Here is a 16,919-nt window from a genome sequence, read left to right as displayed (position 1 = left end):
ACATGGCCGAGAAGACGAAGAGGTCGATCACCATCGACGCGCCGGCCGAGCGTGTCATGGCGGTCATCGCAGATTTCGATGCCTACCCCACGTGGGTGTCGGCGGCGAAGACCGTGGAGGTCGTGGAACTCCGCTCCGATGGACGGGCCGAGCGTGTGCGCTTCGTCCTCGACGCGGGCATCGTCAAGGACACCTACGTCCTGCGGTACAAGTGGGCACCCGACAACCGCGCGGTGAGCTGGGAACTCGAGAGCGGCGAGATCCAGAAGGCCCAGTCCGGCTCGTACATGCTGACCGAGACTCCGGACGGCGGCACGGTCGTCGACTACCAGCTGACGGTCGATCTCACGATCCCGATGATCGGACTGTTCAAGCGCAAGGCGGAGAAGGTCATCACCGACACCGCCCTCAAGGAACTCAAGAAGCAGGTCGAGGGCTGAACGGCAGCAACGACCCGGCCGCCGTGCGATGGTTCCTCGGCAAGGGCGGTGCCGGGAAGACCACGCTGGCTGCGGCCGATGCGCTCAGGACCGCCCGCGCCGGAGAATCCGTGCTCGTCGTATCCATCGACCAGGCACATTCCCTCGGCGACGTTCTCGACCTGCCCCCGGCCCGGAACCGGGCCACGGCCGGTGAGTCCGGTATCGGAACCGTCGAGGAGAACCTCGACATGGTGGAGATCGACTCGCTGCAGTTGCTGCGTTCGCGTTATGCCGTACTCGCATCGATGGCGGCGCTTGCCGGGGCACACGACCACGCCGACAGGTTCGACCTGCCGGAGCCCGACGAACTCACCGGACTGCCGGGAGTCCAGGAACTCCTGGTGCTCTCGGAGGTAGCGCGGCTCGCGGGCACCGGCCGGTGGACCCGCATCATCGTCGATGCCCCGGCTTCGGCCGACGCGTTGCGCACCCTCACCGCGCCCCGCACGGTGGCGGACTATCTCGCACGGATCTGGCCGCAGCACAGCCGGGTCGCAGCAGCGACGGGGCCGGATCCCCGGACACACGTGCTCGTCGCCCTGTTCGACCGGTTGCAGTCCGGCATCGTCGAGGTGCGCGACCTGCTCGACGACCGCCGTCGCAGCGCGGCTGTGCTCGTGGCGACCCCGGACCGCGCCGGTCGCGCCGAGCTCCGCAGAGTGCGGTCGTGGCTCGCCCTCGCGGGCATCGGTGTCGAAGCGGTCGTGATCAACGGGGTCGTCCCTGCGGTGAGTGGCACGGGTGCGGCAGCCCGGCTGCTCGCGGACCAGCGCGCCGCGCAGCAGGCGATCGTCGACGACATCGAATCGAGCGTTACCGACGTCCCCGTGATCGTGTGCGAGCGACGCGCTGCCGAACCGGTAGGGTTGGCAGCTCTGGGGGAGATCGCCGAGGACCTCCACCGGGACGAACCCCTTCCCTCTGGGAGCGGCGATGATCCGGTCCGGGTGCAGCACGAGTCGGGAGCAGGAGTGGACGCGGTGTACGCGATGCGCATGTACCTACCACTCGACGATGCTGCGTCGCTGACGCTCGGCAGGATCGGTGACGATCTGCTCGTCGGCGCCGACGGTATGCGGCGCCGGGTGCGCCTCGCTTCGGGGCTGCGCCGATGCACCGTTTCGGCGGCAGAGTTCGACGGAACCGACCTGGTGGTGCGATTCGTGCCGGATCCGGCGGTGTGGCCGCAGTGAGGGATGATCACGACGCTCTGCTGTCCGAGCTGCTTCTGCTCGCCGACGTGGTGCTCGACCGGGTGGAAGACGCGGTCCAGCAATTCGTCGCTGCGCCCGGCGGTGCCGCGGCGCACTCTTCCGGTGAGAACGAATCCGATCGCGGCGGGGCTGTGGCCGCGAACGGCTGCGCGTGGTGTCCACTCTGTGCCGCAGCTGCGCTGGTGCGTGGTGAGAACCACGAACTGATCACCCGGTTGGCGACGAAGCTGGCTGCGCTGATCGCGCTCCTGCGCGAGTTCCTCTCGCAGTATCTGCCCTCCGCCCGGGACGGCGGCGACCCGCCGGAGCCGTCGCCGGACCCGCCTGCCCGTCAGCGCCCGGCCTTCGTGCCGATCTCCGTCGACGTCCGCACATGACCCTGGGCCACGGGTACGACGCGATGCTCACGGTCGGCATCGATGTCGGTGGCACGAGTATCCGCGCAGCGGCCGTCGACCGGAACGGGTCGGTCGTCGACAGCGTCCGCACGCAGACACCCTCGTCCGCCGTCGCCCTCGAGAACGCCCTGCACCGGCTCGTCGATCACCTCCGGGAACGCAACGAGGTCGCGGCGGTGGGGTTGGCGGTGGCGGGTTTTCTCACCGAGGATCGCACCACTGTCCGGTTCGCGCCTCATCTGCCCTGGTCGGAGGCATCTGTTGCGGAGACGATGACCTCGCGCCTGGGTCTGCAGGTCGTTCTCGAACACGATGCCGATGCGGCGGCCTGGGCCGAGTACCGATTCGGCGCAGCTTCGGGCAGCAGGGTCGCGGTGATGGTGGCACTGGGCACCGGGATCGGCGCCGCTCTGCTTCTCGACGGCCGCATCTATCGGGGTGCGTACGGCGTCGCGCCCGAACTGGGCCACCTGCAAGTCGTGCCCGATGGGCGGCCCTGCGCGTGCGGGAAGCGTGGTTGCTGGGAAAGATACTGCAGCGGAACAGGTCTGGTGGATACGACCGTCGAGATGCTCGCGGCTGCGCCCGGTCGATCCGTTCTCGCCGGTGAGATCGCCTCGGACCCGGGATCGCTGACGGGTCGGCGGATCGCGGGCGCGGCCCACGACGGCGATCCCGTCGCGCTCGCGGCCTTCGAGGACTTCGCTCGGAGGCTAGGGCTGGGCCTCGCGCTCGTCGCCGACGTCTACGACCCAGAACTGGTCGTCATCGGGGGAGGGGTTTCCGGCTCGGCGCCGCTGTTCCTCGACGCAGCGCGCGAGCACTACGCGGCAATGACCACCGGCACCGGGCATCGGCCCCTCGCCCGTGTGCGGGTGGCGCAACTCGGTGATGCTGCCGGACTGGTCGGTGCCGCGGACCTGGCACGCGCTACTGTGCTCGGCACACACTGATCCGAGGGGCGTGAGATTATCGTCACGTCGACATCGAAATCGTGGGGTCGGGCACGGTCGGGATGTGCACGCGACAGGTGCGTCGTCGTAGAGTCGATCGGCGGACGGTGCGCACCGACCCGCACGGGGGGATGATGGGACTTCGGGAAGGATGCCATGTGGTACTGGCTGTTCAAATACGTCCTTCTGGGGCCGTTGCTGTGGCTCATGGGCCGTCCGAAGTTCGAAGGCGGGGAGAACATCCCGACGCACGGACCGGCAATCCTGGCGAGTAACCACCGCGCCGTTCTCGACTCGTTCTATCTTCCGCTGCTCGTGCGCAGGCGGATCACCTTCCTTGCCAAGAGCGAGTACTTCACGGGCACGGGACCCAAGGGCGCCTTCCAGCGCTGGTTCTTCTCGTCGGTGGGGCAGGTGCCCATCGATCGGACCGGTGCCGACGCCGCGCAGGACGCGCTCAACGCCGGTGTCCGGGTGCTGGGTCAGGGCAAGTTGCTGGGGATCTATCCCGAGGGCACACGCTCACCGGACGGACGGCTCTACAAGGGTAAGACCGGCCTGGCGCGACTGGCGCTCGAAACCGGCGTGCCCGTCATCCCCGTCGCCATGATCGGAACCGATCGGATGAATCCGATCGGCTCGAAGATGTGGCGACCGGCCAAGATCACCGTGCGCATCGGCAAGCCCATCGACTTCTCCCGGTTCGAAGGCATGGGCGGTAACAGGTTCGTCGAGCGGACCGTCACGGACGAGGTCATGTACTCACTGATGCAGCTGTCAGGACAGGAGTACGTGGACATCTACGCCGCCACTCTGAAGAACAACGCGGACGCGGCCGAGGATCCCGCCGCGCCCGCACCGCACGGCAGCGTCACCCCGCCGTCCGGAGACGACACCGTCCCACCCCAGGACGGGCCCGTCGCGGACCGTCTGCCCGACACCCGCGCAGGGTGAGCAGGTGCGCTACTTCTACGACTGCGAGTTCATCGAGGACGGTCGCACCATCGAGCTGGTCTCGATCGGTGTGGCCTGTGAGGACGGCCGCGAGTTCTACGCTGTGTCGACGGAGTTCGACGCCTCGCGAGCCGGCGCCTGGGTGCGCCGAAACGTGCTGCCGAAGCTTCCGCCTCCGGCGCACCCGGCATGGCGGTCGCGCTCGAGGATTCGCGACGACCTGCTGAAGTTCTTCGTGCCGCGTCCGGGCATCCGGCCCGAACTGTGGGCGTGGATCGGAGCGTACGACCACGTCGTGCTCGCGCAGTTGTGGGGGACCATGCCCGAGTTTCCGGACGTCCTGCCCCGATACACGCGTGAGCTGCGCCAGTACTGGGAGGATGCGGGCAGCCCTCAGTTGCCGCCTGTTCCGGACGACAATCACGACGCCCTCGCCGACGCCCGGCACAATCTCGCGAAGTTCGAAGCGATCGAGGCCGCTCGCCGCTCACGGTGAGGCACGTTACGGGGTGCTTCGGCCCATTCGGTGGCGACGCCATATCCTGGATATGTGAACTGGACCGTCGATGTGCCGATCGAACGCTTGCCCGAACTTCCTCCGTTGCCCGAGGAGCTGCGTGCCGACCTCGACGCGGCGCTCGCGAAGCCGGCGCTGCAGCAGCCCAGCTGGCCCGAGGAGCAGGCCGCGGCGATGCGCACAGTGCTCGAGAGCGTGCCCCCCATCACCGTGCCCCGCGAGGTCGAGGAGCTGCAGAATCAACTCGCAGCGGTCGCGCGCGGCGAAGCCTTCCTGCTCCAGGGCGGCGACTGTGCAGAGACGTTCGCCGACAACACCGAACCGCACATCAAGGGCAACATCCGCACGTTGCTGCAGATGGCGGTGGTGCTGACCTACGGCGCGTCGACGCCGGTCGTGAAGGTCGCCCGCATCGCGGGTCAGTACGCCAAGCCGCGCTCGTCGGACACCGACGCGCTGGGACTGCCGTCCTACCGCGGCGACATGGTGAACTCCCTGGTCGCCGATCCCACGGTGCGCGCGCACGATCCGTCCCGCCTCGTGCGCGCCTACGCGAACGCGAGCGCCGCGATGAACCTCGTGCGTGCCATCACCGCCGCGGGTGAAGCCGACCTGCACCGTGTCCACGACTGGAACCGGGCCTTCGTCGCTGCCTCGCCGGCCGGTGCGCGCTACGAGGCGCTGGCCTCCGAGATCGATCGTGGTCTGCGGTTCATGGATGCGTGCGGCGTCGTGGACCCGAATCTGCGCACGGCGACGATCTACGCGAGCCACGAGGCCCTTGTCCTCGATTACGAGCGCGCGATGCTGCGCCTCGACAATTCCGGGGACGAACCCCGCCTGTACGACCTGTCGGCCCACTTCCTGTGGATCGGCGATCGCACCCGCCAGCTCGACGGCGCGCACATCGCGTTCGCCGAGCTGCTGTCCAACCCCATCGGCCTGAAGATCGGTCCGTCGACCACCCCCGAGATGGCAGTCGAGTACGTCGAGCGCCTCGATCCGACCAACCGGCCCGGGCGCTTGACCTTGATCTCCCGCATGGGACACGCGAAGGTGCGCGACCTGCTTCCGGGCATCATCGAGCGGGTCGAGGCCTCGGGGCACAAGGTGATCTGGCAGTGCGATCCGATGCACGGCAACACCCACGAGGCCTCCACCGGTTACAAGACCCGTCACTTCGACAGGGTCGTCGATGAGGTGCAGGGCTTCTTCGAGGTGCACCGTGCGCTGGGCACCCATCCGGGTGGTATCCACGTCGAGCTGACCGGTGAGAACGTCACGGAGTGCCTCGGTGGGGCCCAGGACATCTCCGATCTCGACCTGCACGGTCGGTACGAGACCGCATGCGATCCGCGACTGAACACGCAGCAGTCGATCGAACTCGCCTTCCTCGTCGCGGAGATGCTGCGCGGATAGCCGGCCACGAGGAAGCGAACACGACCTGGGCAGTGCCGCCGGGGCACTGCCGCCAGGGCATCGGGTGGTCAGGGCAGTGCGGTCACGGTGACCGTGCTGCCCTGTTCCGCTCTCCGGCCTCCGCCGGGATTCTGGCCGATCACCACGGACCGGTCGGAGTCGGCGACCTGGCGCACCTCGACGTCGAAACCGAGCCGGGTGAGTTCTTCGCGTGCGGACGCCACCGAGCGCCCCAGCATCGACGGCACCTTCACCGCGTTCGATACCAGCAGGGTGACGGTCCCACCGGCATTGACGGTCGTGCCTTCGGCGGGCTCGGTGCCCGACACCCGGCCACCGTCGACCTCGGCGTCGAAGACCTCACGGACCTCGCCGACCGTCAGCCCGGCCTCGTCGAGGATGCGACGCGCCTCGTCGACTGTGCTTCCGGCGAGGTCGGGCAGTGTCACCGGGGGCGATCCCTTGCTCATCACGAGTTTCACCTCGGAGCCGACGGGCAGAACGGTGCCCGGGGCGGGATCGAGTGCCGCGACGCCTCCCTCGGGCACTGTGGTGCTGAATGCGGTGCCTCCTTCGACGGGTTCGAAAGTGCGCCGCCGCAGTTCGTCCTCGACGACCGATCTCTCTCCGGCGCCGGGGATGGACGGGACGGTGGGTGGGCCCAGGGACACGAGCAGCGCGACGGTGCCGCCGTCGGGCACACGTGAGCCTGCGGAAGGGTCGGTGCCCAGGACGGTGTCCACAGGGACGTCGTCGGAGTACTCGCCTCGTATCTCGCTGGACAACCCCGCCGTCTCGATCGCGGAGACCGCCGCCGCCCGGTCGAGTCCCAGCACCGTCGGGACGTCGGTGAGCCGGCCGGCGCCGAGCCACCAGCCTGCGATACCCAAGAAGAGCGCGACCACGATGATCGCGGCGATCCAGGCCGCCGTGGATCGGCGATACCGCCGACGGTCGGCGGCGTAGTCGTGCCGGGGTGCGACCGGTTCGGTATCCGGGCGTGGATGGCTTCGGGTTGCGACCCGCGTCGGGTGGGGATGCGCGACGGGAGCATTCGGGCCGTGGGCGCCCGGGACGGCGGTCTGCACCGTGGTCGGTGCATGGGTGTTCGCAGCCCCGCCGTGGATCACTGCGGTCGGAGGCACGGGGTCGTGGCCGGTCGACGACGAGTCGGGCGTGTGGGACGGGACCACCGGCTCCGGGCCCGCCGGCGTGGCCCGCACGGCGGAGCGTCTCGGCGCCGGCACCCGGTAGCGGGGCAGATCGAGGGTGTCGCAGATTTCGCCGAGTGCGTCCGCCATTACCTGGGCGTCTGCATAGCGCTCGGCCGGTTCGCGCTCGGTGGCCCGGCGAACGAAGGCGTCCAACTCCGGCGGAACCCCGTCGATGGCCGCGCTCGGGTCCGGTACATCCTTCTCGACCCGCTGGTACGCCACCGACAGCGAGGTGTCGCCGGTGAACGGCGGGTGCCCGGTGAGCATCTCGTACATGAGCACACCGGCCGAGTAGACGTCACTGCGCGCGTCCGCACTTCCGACAGTGACCTGCTCGGGCGACAGATAGGCCGCCGTACCGAGAATCACGCTGCGCGAGGTGGTGGTTGCGGCCGCCACCGCCCGGACCAACCCGAAATCGGCGATCTTCACCTCGCCGTTCTCCGAGATGAGAATGTTCTCGGGTTTGACGTCGCGGTGCACCAGACCGGCCCGGTGGGCCACTGCCAGCGCTCCGAGGACCGGGGCGGCCACCGCGGCTGCGGCGTGCGGAGGCATGGGGCCACGTTCGCGCAGCAGCTCGCGCAAGGTTCCACCCTCGACGAGTTCCATCACGAGGAAGACGTGATCCCCGTCCTGCCCCTGGTCGTACACCGCGACCAGCCCGGGATGGGTCAGTCGCGCAACGGAGCGCGCCTCGAACTCGAACCGCGCCAGAAACTGGGGATCGGCCGCGAATTGCGGGTCCATGATCTTCACGGCGACCGGACGGTCGAGGCGCATGTCGGTACCGCGGAAGACGGTGGACATGCCGCCTCGCGCGATCTGTGATTCGATGCGATAACGCCGGTCGAGAACGACGCCGACCAGTCGGTCGCCTCCAGCGGTCACCCGGTCTACCCCCGTGTCTGGTGCGTGGATCATGGGACGTCGCTACCCGGGCCGTGGCGGTATCGACGTGACGAAAGTCCGACTTCGCAACCGCGAACCGTTTCGTCCCCGTCGATCGTAGCCAGATCCGGTGGACGGTAGCCGCGTAGCTACCCCTGCGGTCGCAGCGATAACGTAGTGGAGTGAGTGCAATTCCTTACTGCGACGACGTCCTCGACAGCTCCGTCCCCGTGGTGCAGCTCGTCGATGTGGCGAAGAGCCTCGGCGTCGCGATCACCCGCGTGCACCAGATGCTTCGCGACAGGCAACTGCTGGCCTTCAAGCGCAACCGGGTGCCCGTGGTACCGGAGGCCTTCCTCGACGAGGAGGGAGACATTCTCAAAGGTATCCCCGGTCTGATCGCGGTCCTGCACGACGGTGGCTACGAGGACGACGAGATCCTGCAATGGCTGTTCCACGAGGACGATTCGCTGCCGGGTGGCTCTCCGGTCGCCGCGATGCGGACGCATTCCGCGCGCGAGGTGATGCGGCGAGCGCAGGCACTCGCCTTCTGAGCGTGCGGCGGCGATGGGCCGCCCCTCGTCCGGCCGACCGGGTCAGTGTCGACGAACCGACCCGGTGACGTATTCGGTGAGCATCACCGCGGCCCGCGTCCGGCGCGGCACCGTTGCACGACGGTCGAGGACCCGGAACCCGCTGCGCTCGACCTCCTGGAGGATTCGTCCGTACAGGATGAACGCCGTGCGGATGCCGGGACGGATCCGCGCCGGCAGCAGATGCAGGCCCGGTTCGGCCTTGCGGTACTCGGCCCGGGTCAGCGCGATCGCGTGGGCAAGGGCCCGCCGGACCCTCGGATCCACCACACCTGTGCGCCTGCCCTCCTGCAGCAGATCGAGGTCGACACCGAAGGCCGACCACAGCTCGAGCGGAATGTAGACGCGTCCCCGCTCGAGGTCTTCTCCCACGTCACGAATGAAATTGGTGAGCTGGAACGCCTCACCGAGCGCGGCGGCGGCCGGCGCGGCGGCGGGATCGTCGACGCCGAAGACCGGTAGCAGCTCGAGTCCGATCACCGCGGCGGAGCCGTACATGTACTCGCGCAGTTCCTCCATACTCCGGTAGTGGGGCCGGAACTCGGGCGTGCCCGGCACGTCCATGCGCATGGAACGGATGAACGCGTCGAAGTAGCCGACGGGGATGCGGTACTGCTCGATGGTGTCGGCGAGCGCTGCGGCCACCAGGCCCGTGGCATCGGGCGGACCCGGGTCGCCCGCGAGCGCGGCGCGCAGCCGGGCGTGGGCTTCCTCGACGCCGCGGATCGCGGCGTCGGGGTCGCCGACGGCGGTGACATCGACGATGTCGTCGACGTGCCTGGCGTAGCCGTAGAGCGCGTGAACGGCGCTCCGCCGCTCTGCAGGCAACAATCGCGTGGCGAGATTGTAGGTGCGCCCGTGCTCGGCGGTGAGCTCGGCGCAGTAGGCGTACGCGTCGGCCAGATCTTCAGTCACGGTCGTGCTGCACGACGCCGGCGGATGATGCCGGTCGAGGCCGCAGGCGCAGGCGCAGGGGGTCGTAGGTGACGAGTGCGCGCGCCGCGACGACCGACACGACGACGGCGAGCGCGACATGCGCGATGTTGTACATGCCGATGGAGCCGTCGGGATTGAAGATCAACATCAGCCAGGTCGACAGTGCCACGAGCACCATGAGCACCCGGGGCGACATCGCGAAGGCCGCCGCCACAGCGAGCGGCCAGGAGTAATACCAGGCCAAGGCGGCGGGCGACAGCAGGGTTACGGCGGTCAGTGCGACGACGATGCCGAAGATCGCATCGCGCTCGGTGCGACGGAACCGCCACCAAGCCCACACGAGGATCACCACCAGCGCGATCGCGCACAGCATGCGGGTGATGTCGAGAACCGAGCCGAGGCGCCACGGGGTGATCCACGTGACGGCATGCGCCATCATCGTCGGAAGCGACAACCAGTTGATGATCTTCGATGACCCCGACAGGGCGGTGAGCCAGCCGATACCGACGCCCGCGAGGAGGGAGGCGCCGCCGAAGACCGCGGCGAAGACGAGCAGTCCGAGACCGCACGCCTTGAGGAACAGGCGCACCGGGGCTGCCGGTTCGCGGCCTTCGGCCCGCGCACGATCGCGCTCGTGGACCATCCAGACCCAGACGAGGAAAGGCAATGCCAGACCTGCGGTGGCCTTGATCGCGGCGCCGAGCGAGACCAGCGCAATACCCCCGAGGTGGCGGCCTTCGAGCACCAGCACGATGCCGCCGATCATGAGACCGACCATCAACAGTTCGTTGTGCACGCCCCCGACGAGATGGATGAGCACGAGCGGGTTCAGTACCGCGAGCCACAGCGCGATCGCGGGGTTTCCGCCCATGCGGCGCGCCAGCTTCGGCACGCCCCATGCCATGAGCACGAGGCCCGGCAGCATGGTCAGTCGCCACAGCCACGTCCCCGTCACCACGTTGTCGTCGGTGATCGAGGTGATTCCCGCACCGAGGAGCAGGTGAACAGGGCCGTAGGGGGTGGTGGTGGTCGTCCAGACGTTGCTGACGTTGTCGAGCAGGACGCCGGGATTGGCCACCGGGCCCACCGCGTACGGGTCGAAGCCGTCCCGTAACAGGGCGCCTTGTGCGAGATAGGAGTACGCGTCGCGGCTGAACATCGGGGTGGCGACCAGCAGGGGAGCGGTCCATGCGGGCAGTACCGTCCACAGATCGCGCACCGTCACCAGTCCGGCGAGGGTCGCGCGACCGACGCGCACCCATGCGCCGATCATGAGAAGGACCCCGACCCACAGAATGATGGTCGAGAGCAGCTGGCCGTGACCGAAGCGCAGCCACGACAGGTAGATGTCCTCGAGGAGGGGATCGACCCGGCGGACGCTGCCCGCACCGAAGCTACCGAAGGTCATGAACACCGCGCCGCAGGCGCCGAGGAGTGCGGCGTTGCCGGCCGGGCTCCTCAGGAAGCCCGGTTTCGAAAGCTCACGCGACGGTTCGTCCCTCACCTCCGGCGCGGACGAGTTCTGAGACTCGGCGTCGGGCGAGGCAGGGGACGACATCGGTACGGTTCCTCCCCCGGTGGACGTGTGATGCGCGGCGCGCATGCTGGCGAACGCAGACAGTTTAGTCGAGACGTGGCCAGGTCTGCGCCCGACGTGCCCGCTTACCCGTGAACACCGAGTCGTTCGGCGGCGAGTCGCCCGGACAACAGGACGGTGGGTACCCCGACTCCGGGCACCGTCGCCGAACCCGCGAGCACCACTCCGGGAACGGCCGGATCGAGGTTGCGTCGCCTGAACGGTCCGGTCTGGCGGAAGACGTGAGCACTCGAGAACGGGCTTCCGGCCTGCATGCCACGAGCGTGCCAGGTGGCGGGCGTGTCGATGTGGTCGACGCGGAACTCGTCCATGATCCCGGCGTATCCGCGGCGTTCGAGAACATCGAGCAGTTCTGTGCGATACGGCTGCGTGAGCTCCGGCCACGCGAACGGTGCGCTGTCGAGATTCGGGCACGGAGCCAGCACCGACAACGGTTCGTGCTCGGTGCCCTCACGGGTGAACCGCAGAGCGGGATCGGACAGTGCCGGTCGCGTGATCAGCAGCGAAGGATCGGACATCAAACGGCCGCGCCCACGCCGGCGGGTGATCTCGACGAAGATGCGGTCCCACTCGCCACCGAAGTCGATCACGTGGTGGTGTTGTGCCGACCACCTCCGGGAGACCTCGGTGGGAATCGAACCGTGCAGCACGACGGCAGAGGGCGCGGCGAGTGGGCGCCGGGAACGGCGGCGCGGCAGCAATGCGTCGACCACCGGAGTGTCGGGAGTCAGGACCACCGCATCGCACGGGAAATGCTGCCCGTCGCCGGTACGGACACCGTCGACCCCGCCGCCCGAGATGTCGACGGCGGTCACCTCGCGCCCGAGTTCGAGCCGGCCACCGGCCCCGACGAATGCCGAAGCCATCGCACGTGCGACCGAGCGCATGCCGCCGTCCACGGCGTAGACCCCCAGTGAGGTGTCCATGTGGGCGATGGCCCCGTAGACCGCGAGTGCTCGCGCCGGAGCGACACCGGCATACAGGGCCTGGAAGGTGAAGACACGCCGTAGGCGAGGATCGGTGATCCTACGGTTCACCTGCGCGCCGAGCCTGCCGAACCCGCCGAGGCGGAGCAGCCGCACGAGATCGTGCAGCGCTGCGCGAGAGGAGACGAGATCGAGCGGTGAGTCGAAACTCGCGTTCATGAAGCGGTCGAACTCGGCCTCGAAGATGTCGGCGAGCCACGCGCGCAATCTCTGATAGCGGCGCGCTTCCGCCGGGCCGCAGAGCCGTGAGATCTCGGTGACCATGGCGTCGGGATCGGAATACACGTCGACGGTGGACCCGTCGGCGAACCGTGCGTGGTAGGCGGGGGAGAGCGGCCGGATACGGAGTTCGGGGTCGACGGAGTGCCGATCGGCGCCCACCGCGGCGAGCGCGTCGTCGATCAACTCCGGCATCGTCAGGACGGTGGCTCCGTTGTCCGTCTCGTAGCCCGGGCCGTGATAGGTGCCGACACGACCACCGACGTCGCGGGCCTGTTCGAGGATCGTCACGTCCTTCCCCGCACCGCGCAGATGCAGGGCTGCCGAGAGACCGGCGAGCCCCGCCCCGACCACGACGATCCGGTGGGCGCCGTGAATCGTGCGGACGGCTCTCACGCCACCCGGCGAGTCGCCGCGACTGCCGATTCACGCAGGAGGGTCTTGCCCTCCTCGGTGGCGCCGGACGAGTCGAGAGCCTCGAACGCACTGTCGGTGAGAGTCGTGATGCGCTCCTCGATCCGAGTGACGGCACCGAGATCGATCAGCAGGGAACGCAGGCGCTCGACCTGGGCGTCTGTCAGATCGGTACCGATCGAGCTGCGCAGCAGTTGCGCCGCGGCCGGATCGGTGGCGTCGGCGGTCTCGAGTGCCAGCGCGTACAGGACCGTCCGCTTGCCGGAACGCAGGTCGTCGCCCGAGGGTTTGCCGGTGATCTCCGGGTCGCCGAACACTCCCAGCAGATCGTCGCGCAACTGGAATGCCAGACCGATGTCCGTGCCGAAGCGGCGATAGGCGGTGATCAGGTCGTCGTCGGCACCGGCGAGAACCGCGCCGAGGTGCAACGGACGTTCGATCGTGTACGCAGCGGTCTTGAATCGGTTGACACGCATCGCGGCCTCCACCGACTCGTCTGCGGCCACCTCGTTGGCGATATCGAGATACTGCCCGCCGAGCACCTCGGTGCGCATCGCCGCCCAGACCGGAGCGACGCGCGCGACGGTCGCCGGTGCGAGCCCGGCCCAGTGCAGCATGTCGTCGGCCCACACCAGTGCGAGGTCGCCGAGCAGGATCGCGACCGACTCACCGAACTGTTCCGGCCGGCCGCGCCAGGTGGCCGTCCGGTGTTGTTCGGCGAACTCCACATGCACGGTGGGAAATCCGCGGCGGGTGGTGGAGGCGTCGATGATGTCGTCGTGCACCAGCGCAGCGGCCTGAACGAGTTCGAGGGCGGAGCAGGCCCGGATCACAGCGTCCGCGTCGGGCCCGGCCGGGTCGCCGCCCGCGCCGAGCCAGCCCGTCCAGGCGAATCTCGGGCGGACCCGCTTGCCGCCTCGCAGAACGAAGGCCTCGAGCGTGTCGACTGCTTCCCTGTAACCACCACCGACCGAGTCCACCAGGACGGAGCGTGAGGCGAAGAACTGCCGCAGGGCGCCTTCCACACGGATGGGAAGCTGCTCGGCAAGAGAGTGATCGGCGCCGGTAGACAGGGCAAGACCTCCTGATCGGTGGATGGCGCGCCGCGGAGAGATGCATGGAGTCGAGGCGCCGCACCAGCCTATCCGCAAGCACGAGGCGTCGCCGGTAGCGGCTGTCGGCGGGGCGCCGCCTATGCTGGACCGGTGACAAGCGACTTCGTCAGGGCAACCGAGGACGGCGGGATTTCTCGGACCCCGTCGATCGTGGACCGTCTCGGGTCCGCGCGTTCGGGCCGCATCCCCTTCTCCGTCGAGTTCTCCCCGCCTCGCGATGCCGAGGCCGAGGGCCGGCTGTGGCGCGCCGTACGGACCTTCGAGCGACTGGGCCCGGCTTTCGTTTCCATGACCTACGGCGCCGGGGGATCCACCCGCGACCGCACGGTCCGGGTGACCGGCCGTCTGGCAGAGGAGACCACTCTGCTTCCGGTCGCGCACCTGACCGCCGTCGGGCACAGCATCGACGAGTTGCGTGCAATGGTCGGGGCCTACGCCGATCGCGGGATCACCAACATCCTCGCCCTGCGCGGCGACCCGCCGGGCAATCCGCTCGGTGAATGGGAGAAGCATCCGGAAGGTCTCGAGCACGCCGACGAACTCGTGCGGCTGGTGCGCGAGCTCGGCGACTTCCACGTGGGCGTCGCGTCCTTCCCCGAAGGACATCACCGGTCCCCGGATCTCGACCACGACACGCGCTATCTGGTGCAGAAGCTGCGCGCGGGCGCCGAGTATTCGATCACTCAGATGTTCTTCGACGTCGAGCACTATCTGCGGTTGCGCGACCGGGTCGTGGCCTGCGATGCCGAGCAGGGACTCAAGCCGATCATCCCCGAGATCATGCCCATCACGTCGTTGCGCTCGGCGCGGCGCAGTCTCGAGCTGTCGGGTTCGCAGCTGCCGGCCGCGCTCGAGGAACGTCTGCGGCGTGCGGCCGGGGACGGTCCCGAGGAGGACCGTGCCGCAGTGCGCGAAGTGGGGATCGAGGTTGCCACCGAGATGTGCGAGCGCCTGATCTCCGAGGGTGCACCCTGCCTGCACTTCATCACGCTCAACTTCGCTCGCGCGACCAGCGAGGTGCTCACCCGTCTCGGCTACGAACTGGAAGCCCGCGCGGCGCAGCCGGCCTGATCCGTCCTGTCCCGCTTCGGGTCAGGGCAGGACTCGGGCCTTCCAGAGCGCACGCCCGCTCCGTCGTGCCCGGAAGGACGACGCCGTGAGCGCCCCGAAAGCGAGGATCGACGCCGGATGCGCAGCGGCTTCGAGCACGTCGCCGGTGAGCTGGGAGGGACGGGCCCGGCCGCGGCGGCCTCCTCGCTCGGTGGTTCGCGCGAGGATCCGCGAGAGCATTGCGGCAGCGGCGCCGGCCATTCCCCACCGCCGCGTCCGCCCGTCTCCGAGCACGGCGGCGATCGGGGGCACGAGATAGGACAGGGCGGACAGCCCGACCACTGCGGCCGCCCCGGTGGGAGAGCCGAAGGCCGACCACAACCATCGGGTGTACCCGCCCACCAGGGGCCGAGGTCCGTCGTACATGCGGCACGACGCCATCCGGCCGGCGGCAGCGGCAGTCGTTCTCAGTCCGGCGTGGCGCAACGCCCGGGCGAGATCCAGATCCTCCGTGGGACTCGCTGCGACTGTGGCGTGCCCCCCGACTGCTGTGTAGGAATGCGCATCGAAGACGAGAAACTGCCCGCAGGCGACCGCCATCGACGGCCGGCGGGTGCGGTGCGACAAAGCGACGGGCAGCAGAGCGAACCACGACCAGAACAACAGCGGTTGCACGAGCCGTTCGAGAACGGATCCGGTCTGCTGGTAGGGGAACGGTGAGACGAGCGCGGCATCCTGGCGACGCAACAGAGCGACGGCGGCGGCGAGCGCGTCGGGAGCCAGACGGACGTCGGCGTCCACGAAGACCACACTGCCGGTATCGACCGCCGAACCCGCCCGTGCGACTGCTGCGGCGCACGCAGCCGCTTTACCCGTCCAGCCCGGGGGAGGCGGTTCCGTCGAGCGCACCACGGTGAAGCGCTCGTCGGTGCCCGCGGTCGCGGCGGCGAGATCCGCGGTGCCGTCGGACGAGTCGTCGTCGAAGATCACCACGCGCAGCCTGCGCAGTCCTCGCTGGGCCCGGAGATCGGAGACGATCGAAGCGATACGAGGGGCCTCGTCACGGGCGGGAACGACCACGGTGACCGGTTCGTCGACGATCGGGCCGGACACGAGCCGGGGGAGTGCGAACCTGTTCGCGAGGGCCACCGCCGCACCGTAGAAGGCCACGGCCGTGCCGGCCGCGACGAGCCGCGACCACGACGTCGGGGTGAGGGCGGTGGCCGCGGACGGCTCTCGCGGACGACCGGGATTCAGGACGGCGTCCCCTCCGTCACCGAGCGCCGCGGCGCCTCCGGATCACGGGTGAACCAGGCAGCACCCGCGATGATGAGCGTGACACCGAAGGCAGCTCCGGCCATGATCCCGGCCCAGCCTGCGAAGCCGCGGGTGTTGGGGTCCGCATAGCGCACCTCTGCCCGAACGGTGCTGACCTCACCGGCCGGAAGTTTCCAGGTCACGATCGAATCCGACTCACGGGTGCCGTTGGTGGTGGCCACGCGGGCCGGGAACGCGATCGTGAGCTGCACGTCCGTGCCCTGTGTCGGCGCGGACTCGAGATCCACGCGGCCGTTCAGTGCCACCAGGTCTCCCGAACGCTGGAGATTGAGCTGGAACATTCCCGCGCTCTGGTCCGACATCGTGGCGAGCTGCTGCACGTCGCCGAAGGTGAGATCGTTGAAGAACACCTGGCTCCCGACGTAACCGTCCTGGGCGTATTCCTCGACCCGGATCTTTTCGGCCAGCGCCGAGGGAACAGTGAGCTCGGGCCCCGGATCGTTCTCGTCGGCAGGGATGATCGCGGCGACGATCTGGCCCGACACGCGGTCGTCGGAGGAGATCCCCATCGTCGCCTGCACTCGCAGGCAGCCGGTGAGGAGCGGAACGGCCAGGAGCAGGAGCCCCACGACCGCAACGACACGACGGCGGACGGAAACGATGGACGGCTGCACGGAGAACATCGTGCC

At 68.9% G+C, this 16,919-nt stretch carries 16 protein-coding genes; 9 read left to right on the top strand and 7 right to left on the bottom strand.

Annotation, left to right across the window (positions count from 1 at the left end):
* Positions 1-2: 2 nt before the first annotated feature.
* The 7 genes from ABZ789_RS13165 (at position 3) to ABZ789_RS13135 (ending at position 5,937) form a co-directional block, all read left to right on the top strand.
* A complete protein-coding gene (locus ABZ789_RS13165) occupies positions 3-440 on the top strand; it encodes an SRPBCC family protein (protein ID WP_358424251.1) in 438 nt (145 codons plus the stop codon).
* 23 nt (positions 441-463) lie between these two features.
* Positions 464-1,675: an ArsA-related P-loop ATPase gene (locus ABZ789_RS13160; RefSeq protein ID WP_358424249.1), complete on the top strand. Its 1,212-nt coding sequence runs from the start codon at positions 464-466 to the stop codon at positions 1,673-1,675.
* Positions 1,672-2,073 (top strand): hypothetical protein, encoded by a 402-nt coding sequence (locus ABZ789_RS13155; protein ID WP_358424247.1) that lies wholly within the window; start codon positions 1,672-1,674, stop codon positions 2,071-2,073. Before ABZ789_RS13160 ends, ABZ789_RS13155 begins: the two co-directional genes overlap by 4 nt.
* Positions 2,070-3,047: an ROK family protein gene (locus ABZ789_RS13150; RefSeq protein ID WP_358424245.1), complete on the top strand. Its 978-nt coding sequence runs from the start codon at positions 2,070-2,072 to the stop codon at positions 3,045-3,047. The genes ABZ789_RS13155 and ABZ789_RS13150 overlap by 4 nt, the downstream gene beginning before the upstream one ends.
* 156 nt (positions 3,048-3,203) lie before the next feature.
* Positions 3,204-4,001, top strand: coding sequence for a lysophospholipid acyltransferase family protein (locus tag ABZ789_RS13145; protein WP_358424243.1), 798 nt, complete (start codon positions 3,204-3,206; stop codon positions 3,999-4,001).
* A 4-nt stretch (positions 4,002-4,005) separates the two neighbouring features.
* The gene (locus tag ABZ789_RS13140; RefSeq protein ID WP_358424241.1) at positions 4,006-4,497 is read left to right on the top strand and encodes a polyadenylate-specific 3'-exoribonuclease AS; all 492 of its coding nucleotides are present in this window, start codon (positions 4,006-4,008) and stop codon (positions 4,495-4,497) included.
* A gap of 54 nt (positions 4,498-4,551) precedes the next feature.
* Positions 4,552-5,937: a class II 3-deoxy-7-phosphoheptulonate synthase gene (locus ABZ789_RS13135; RefSeq protein ID WP_358424239.1), complete on the top strand. Its 1,386-nt coding sequence runs from the start codon at positions 4,552-4,554 to the stop codon at positions 5,935-5,937.
* 68 nt (positions 5,938-6,005) lie between these two features.
* Here the strand turns inward: ABZ789_RS13135 and pknB are convergent, their stop codons facing one another.
* A complete protein-coding gene (pknB, locus tag ABZ789_RS13130; RefSeq protein ID WP_358424315.1) occupies positions 6,006-8,042 on the bottom strand; it encodes a Stk1 family PASTA domain-containing Ser/Thr kinase in 2,037 nt (678 codons plus the stop codon).
* A 182-nt stretch (positions 8,043-8,224) separates the two neighbouring features.
* Here pknB and ABZ789_RS13125 point away from each other — a divergent pair, with 182 nt between their 5' ends.
* Positions 8,225-8,596: an Rv2175c family DNA-binding protein gene (locus tag ABZ789_RS13125; protein WP_358424237.1), complete on the top strand. Its 372-nt coding sequence runs from the start codon at positions 8,225-8,227 to the stop codon at positions 8,594-8,596.
* A gap of 42 nt (positions 8,597-8,638) precedes the next feature.
* Here the strand turns inward: ABZ789_RS13125 and ABZ789_RS13120 are convergent, their stop codons facing one another.
* The 4 genes from ABZ789_RS13120 to ABZ789_RS13105 all read right to left on the bottom strand — a co-directional run bounded on the left by ABZ789_RS13120 (position 8,639) and on the right by ABZ789_RS13105 (position 13,812).
* Positions 8,639-9,550 (bottom strand): phytoene/squalene synthase family protein, encoded by a 912-nt coding sequence (locus ABZ789_RS13120; RefSeq protein WP_358424235.1) that lies wholly within the window; start codon positions 9,548-9,550, stop codon positions 8,639-8,641.
* Entirely contained in the window at positions 9,543-11,129 is a 1,587-nt protein-coding gene (locus tag ABZ789_RS13115) for an alpha-(1->6)-mannopyranosyltransferase A (protein WP_358424233.1), read from the bottom strand. The genes ABZ789_RS13120 and ABZ789_RS13115 overlap by 8 nt, the downstream gene beginning before the upstream one ends.
* A gap of 104 nt (positions 11,130-11,233) precedes the next feature.
* Positions 11,234-12,769 (bottom strand): phytoene desaturase family protein, encoded by a 1,536-nt coding sequence (crtI, locus tag ABZ789_RS13110; RefSeq protein WP_358424231.1) that lies wholly within the window; start codon positions 12,767-12,769, stop codon positions 11,234-11,236.
* Entirely contained in the window at positions 12,766-13,812 is a 1,047-nt protein-coding gene (locus ABZ789_RS13105) for a polyprenyl synthetase family protein (protein WP_358424229.1), read from the bottom strand. Before ABZ789_RS13105 ends, crtI begins: the two co-directional genes overlap by 4 nt.
* A 219-nt stretch (positions 13,813-14,031) precedes the next feature.
* Between ABZ789_RS13105 and metF the strand changes: the two genes are divergently transcribed.
* The gene (gene metF, locus ABZ789_RS13100; RefSeq protein WP_358424313.1) at positions 14,032-14,973 is read left to right on the top strand and encodes a methylenetetrahydrofolate reductase [NAD(P)H]; all 942 of its coding nucleotides are present in this window, start codon (positions 14,032-14,034) and stop codon (positions 14,971-14,973) included.
* 21 nt (positions 14,974-14,994) lie between these two features.
* Here metF and ABZ789_RS13095 read toward each other — a convergent pair whose 3' ends face one another.
* Together ABZ789_RS13095 and ABZ789_RS13090 are read right to left on the bottom strand one after the other, a co-directional pair.
* The gene (locus ABZ789_RS13095; protein WP_358424227.1) at positions 14,995-16,101 is read right to left on the bottom strand and encodes a glycosyltransferase; all 1,107 of its coding nucleotides are present in this window, start codon (positions 16,099-16,101) and stop codon (positions 14,995-14,997) included.
* A gap of 104 nt (positions 16,102-16,205) precedes the next feature.
* The gene (locus ABZ789_RS13090; protein WP_358424311.1) at positions 16,206-16,913 is read right to left on the bottom strand and encodes a DUF3153 domain-containing protein; all 708 of its coding nucleotides are present in this window, start codon (positions 16,911-16,913) and stop codon (positions 16,206-16,208) included.
* Between the last annotated feature and the right edge of the window lie 6 nt (positions 16,914-16,919).

It is taken from the genome of Rhodococcus sp. NPDC047139 (assembly GCF_040643435.1).
Classification (GTDB): Bacteria; Actinomycetota; Actinomycetes; order Mycobacteriales; family Mycobacteriaceae; genus Rhodococcus.
The sequence above is the reverse complement of the archived record's forward strand: the minus strand, read 5'-3'. Positions and strand labels throughout refer to the sequence as shown.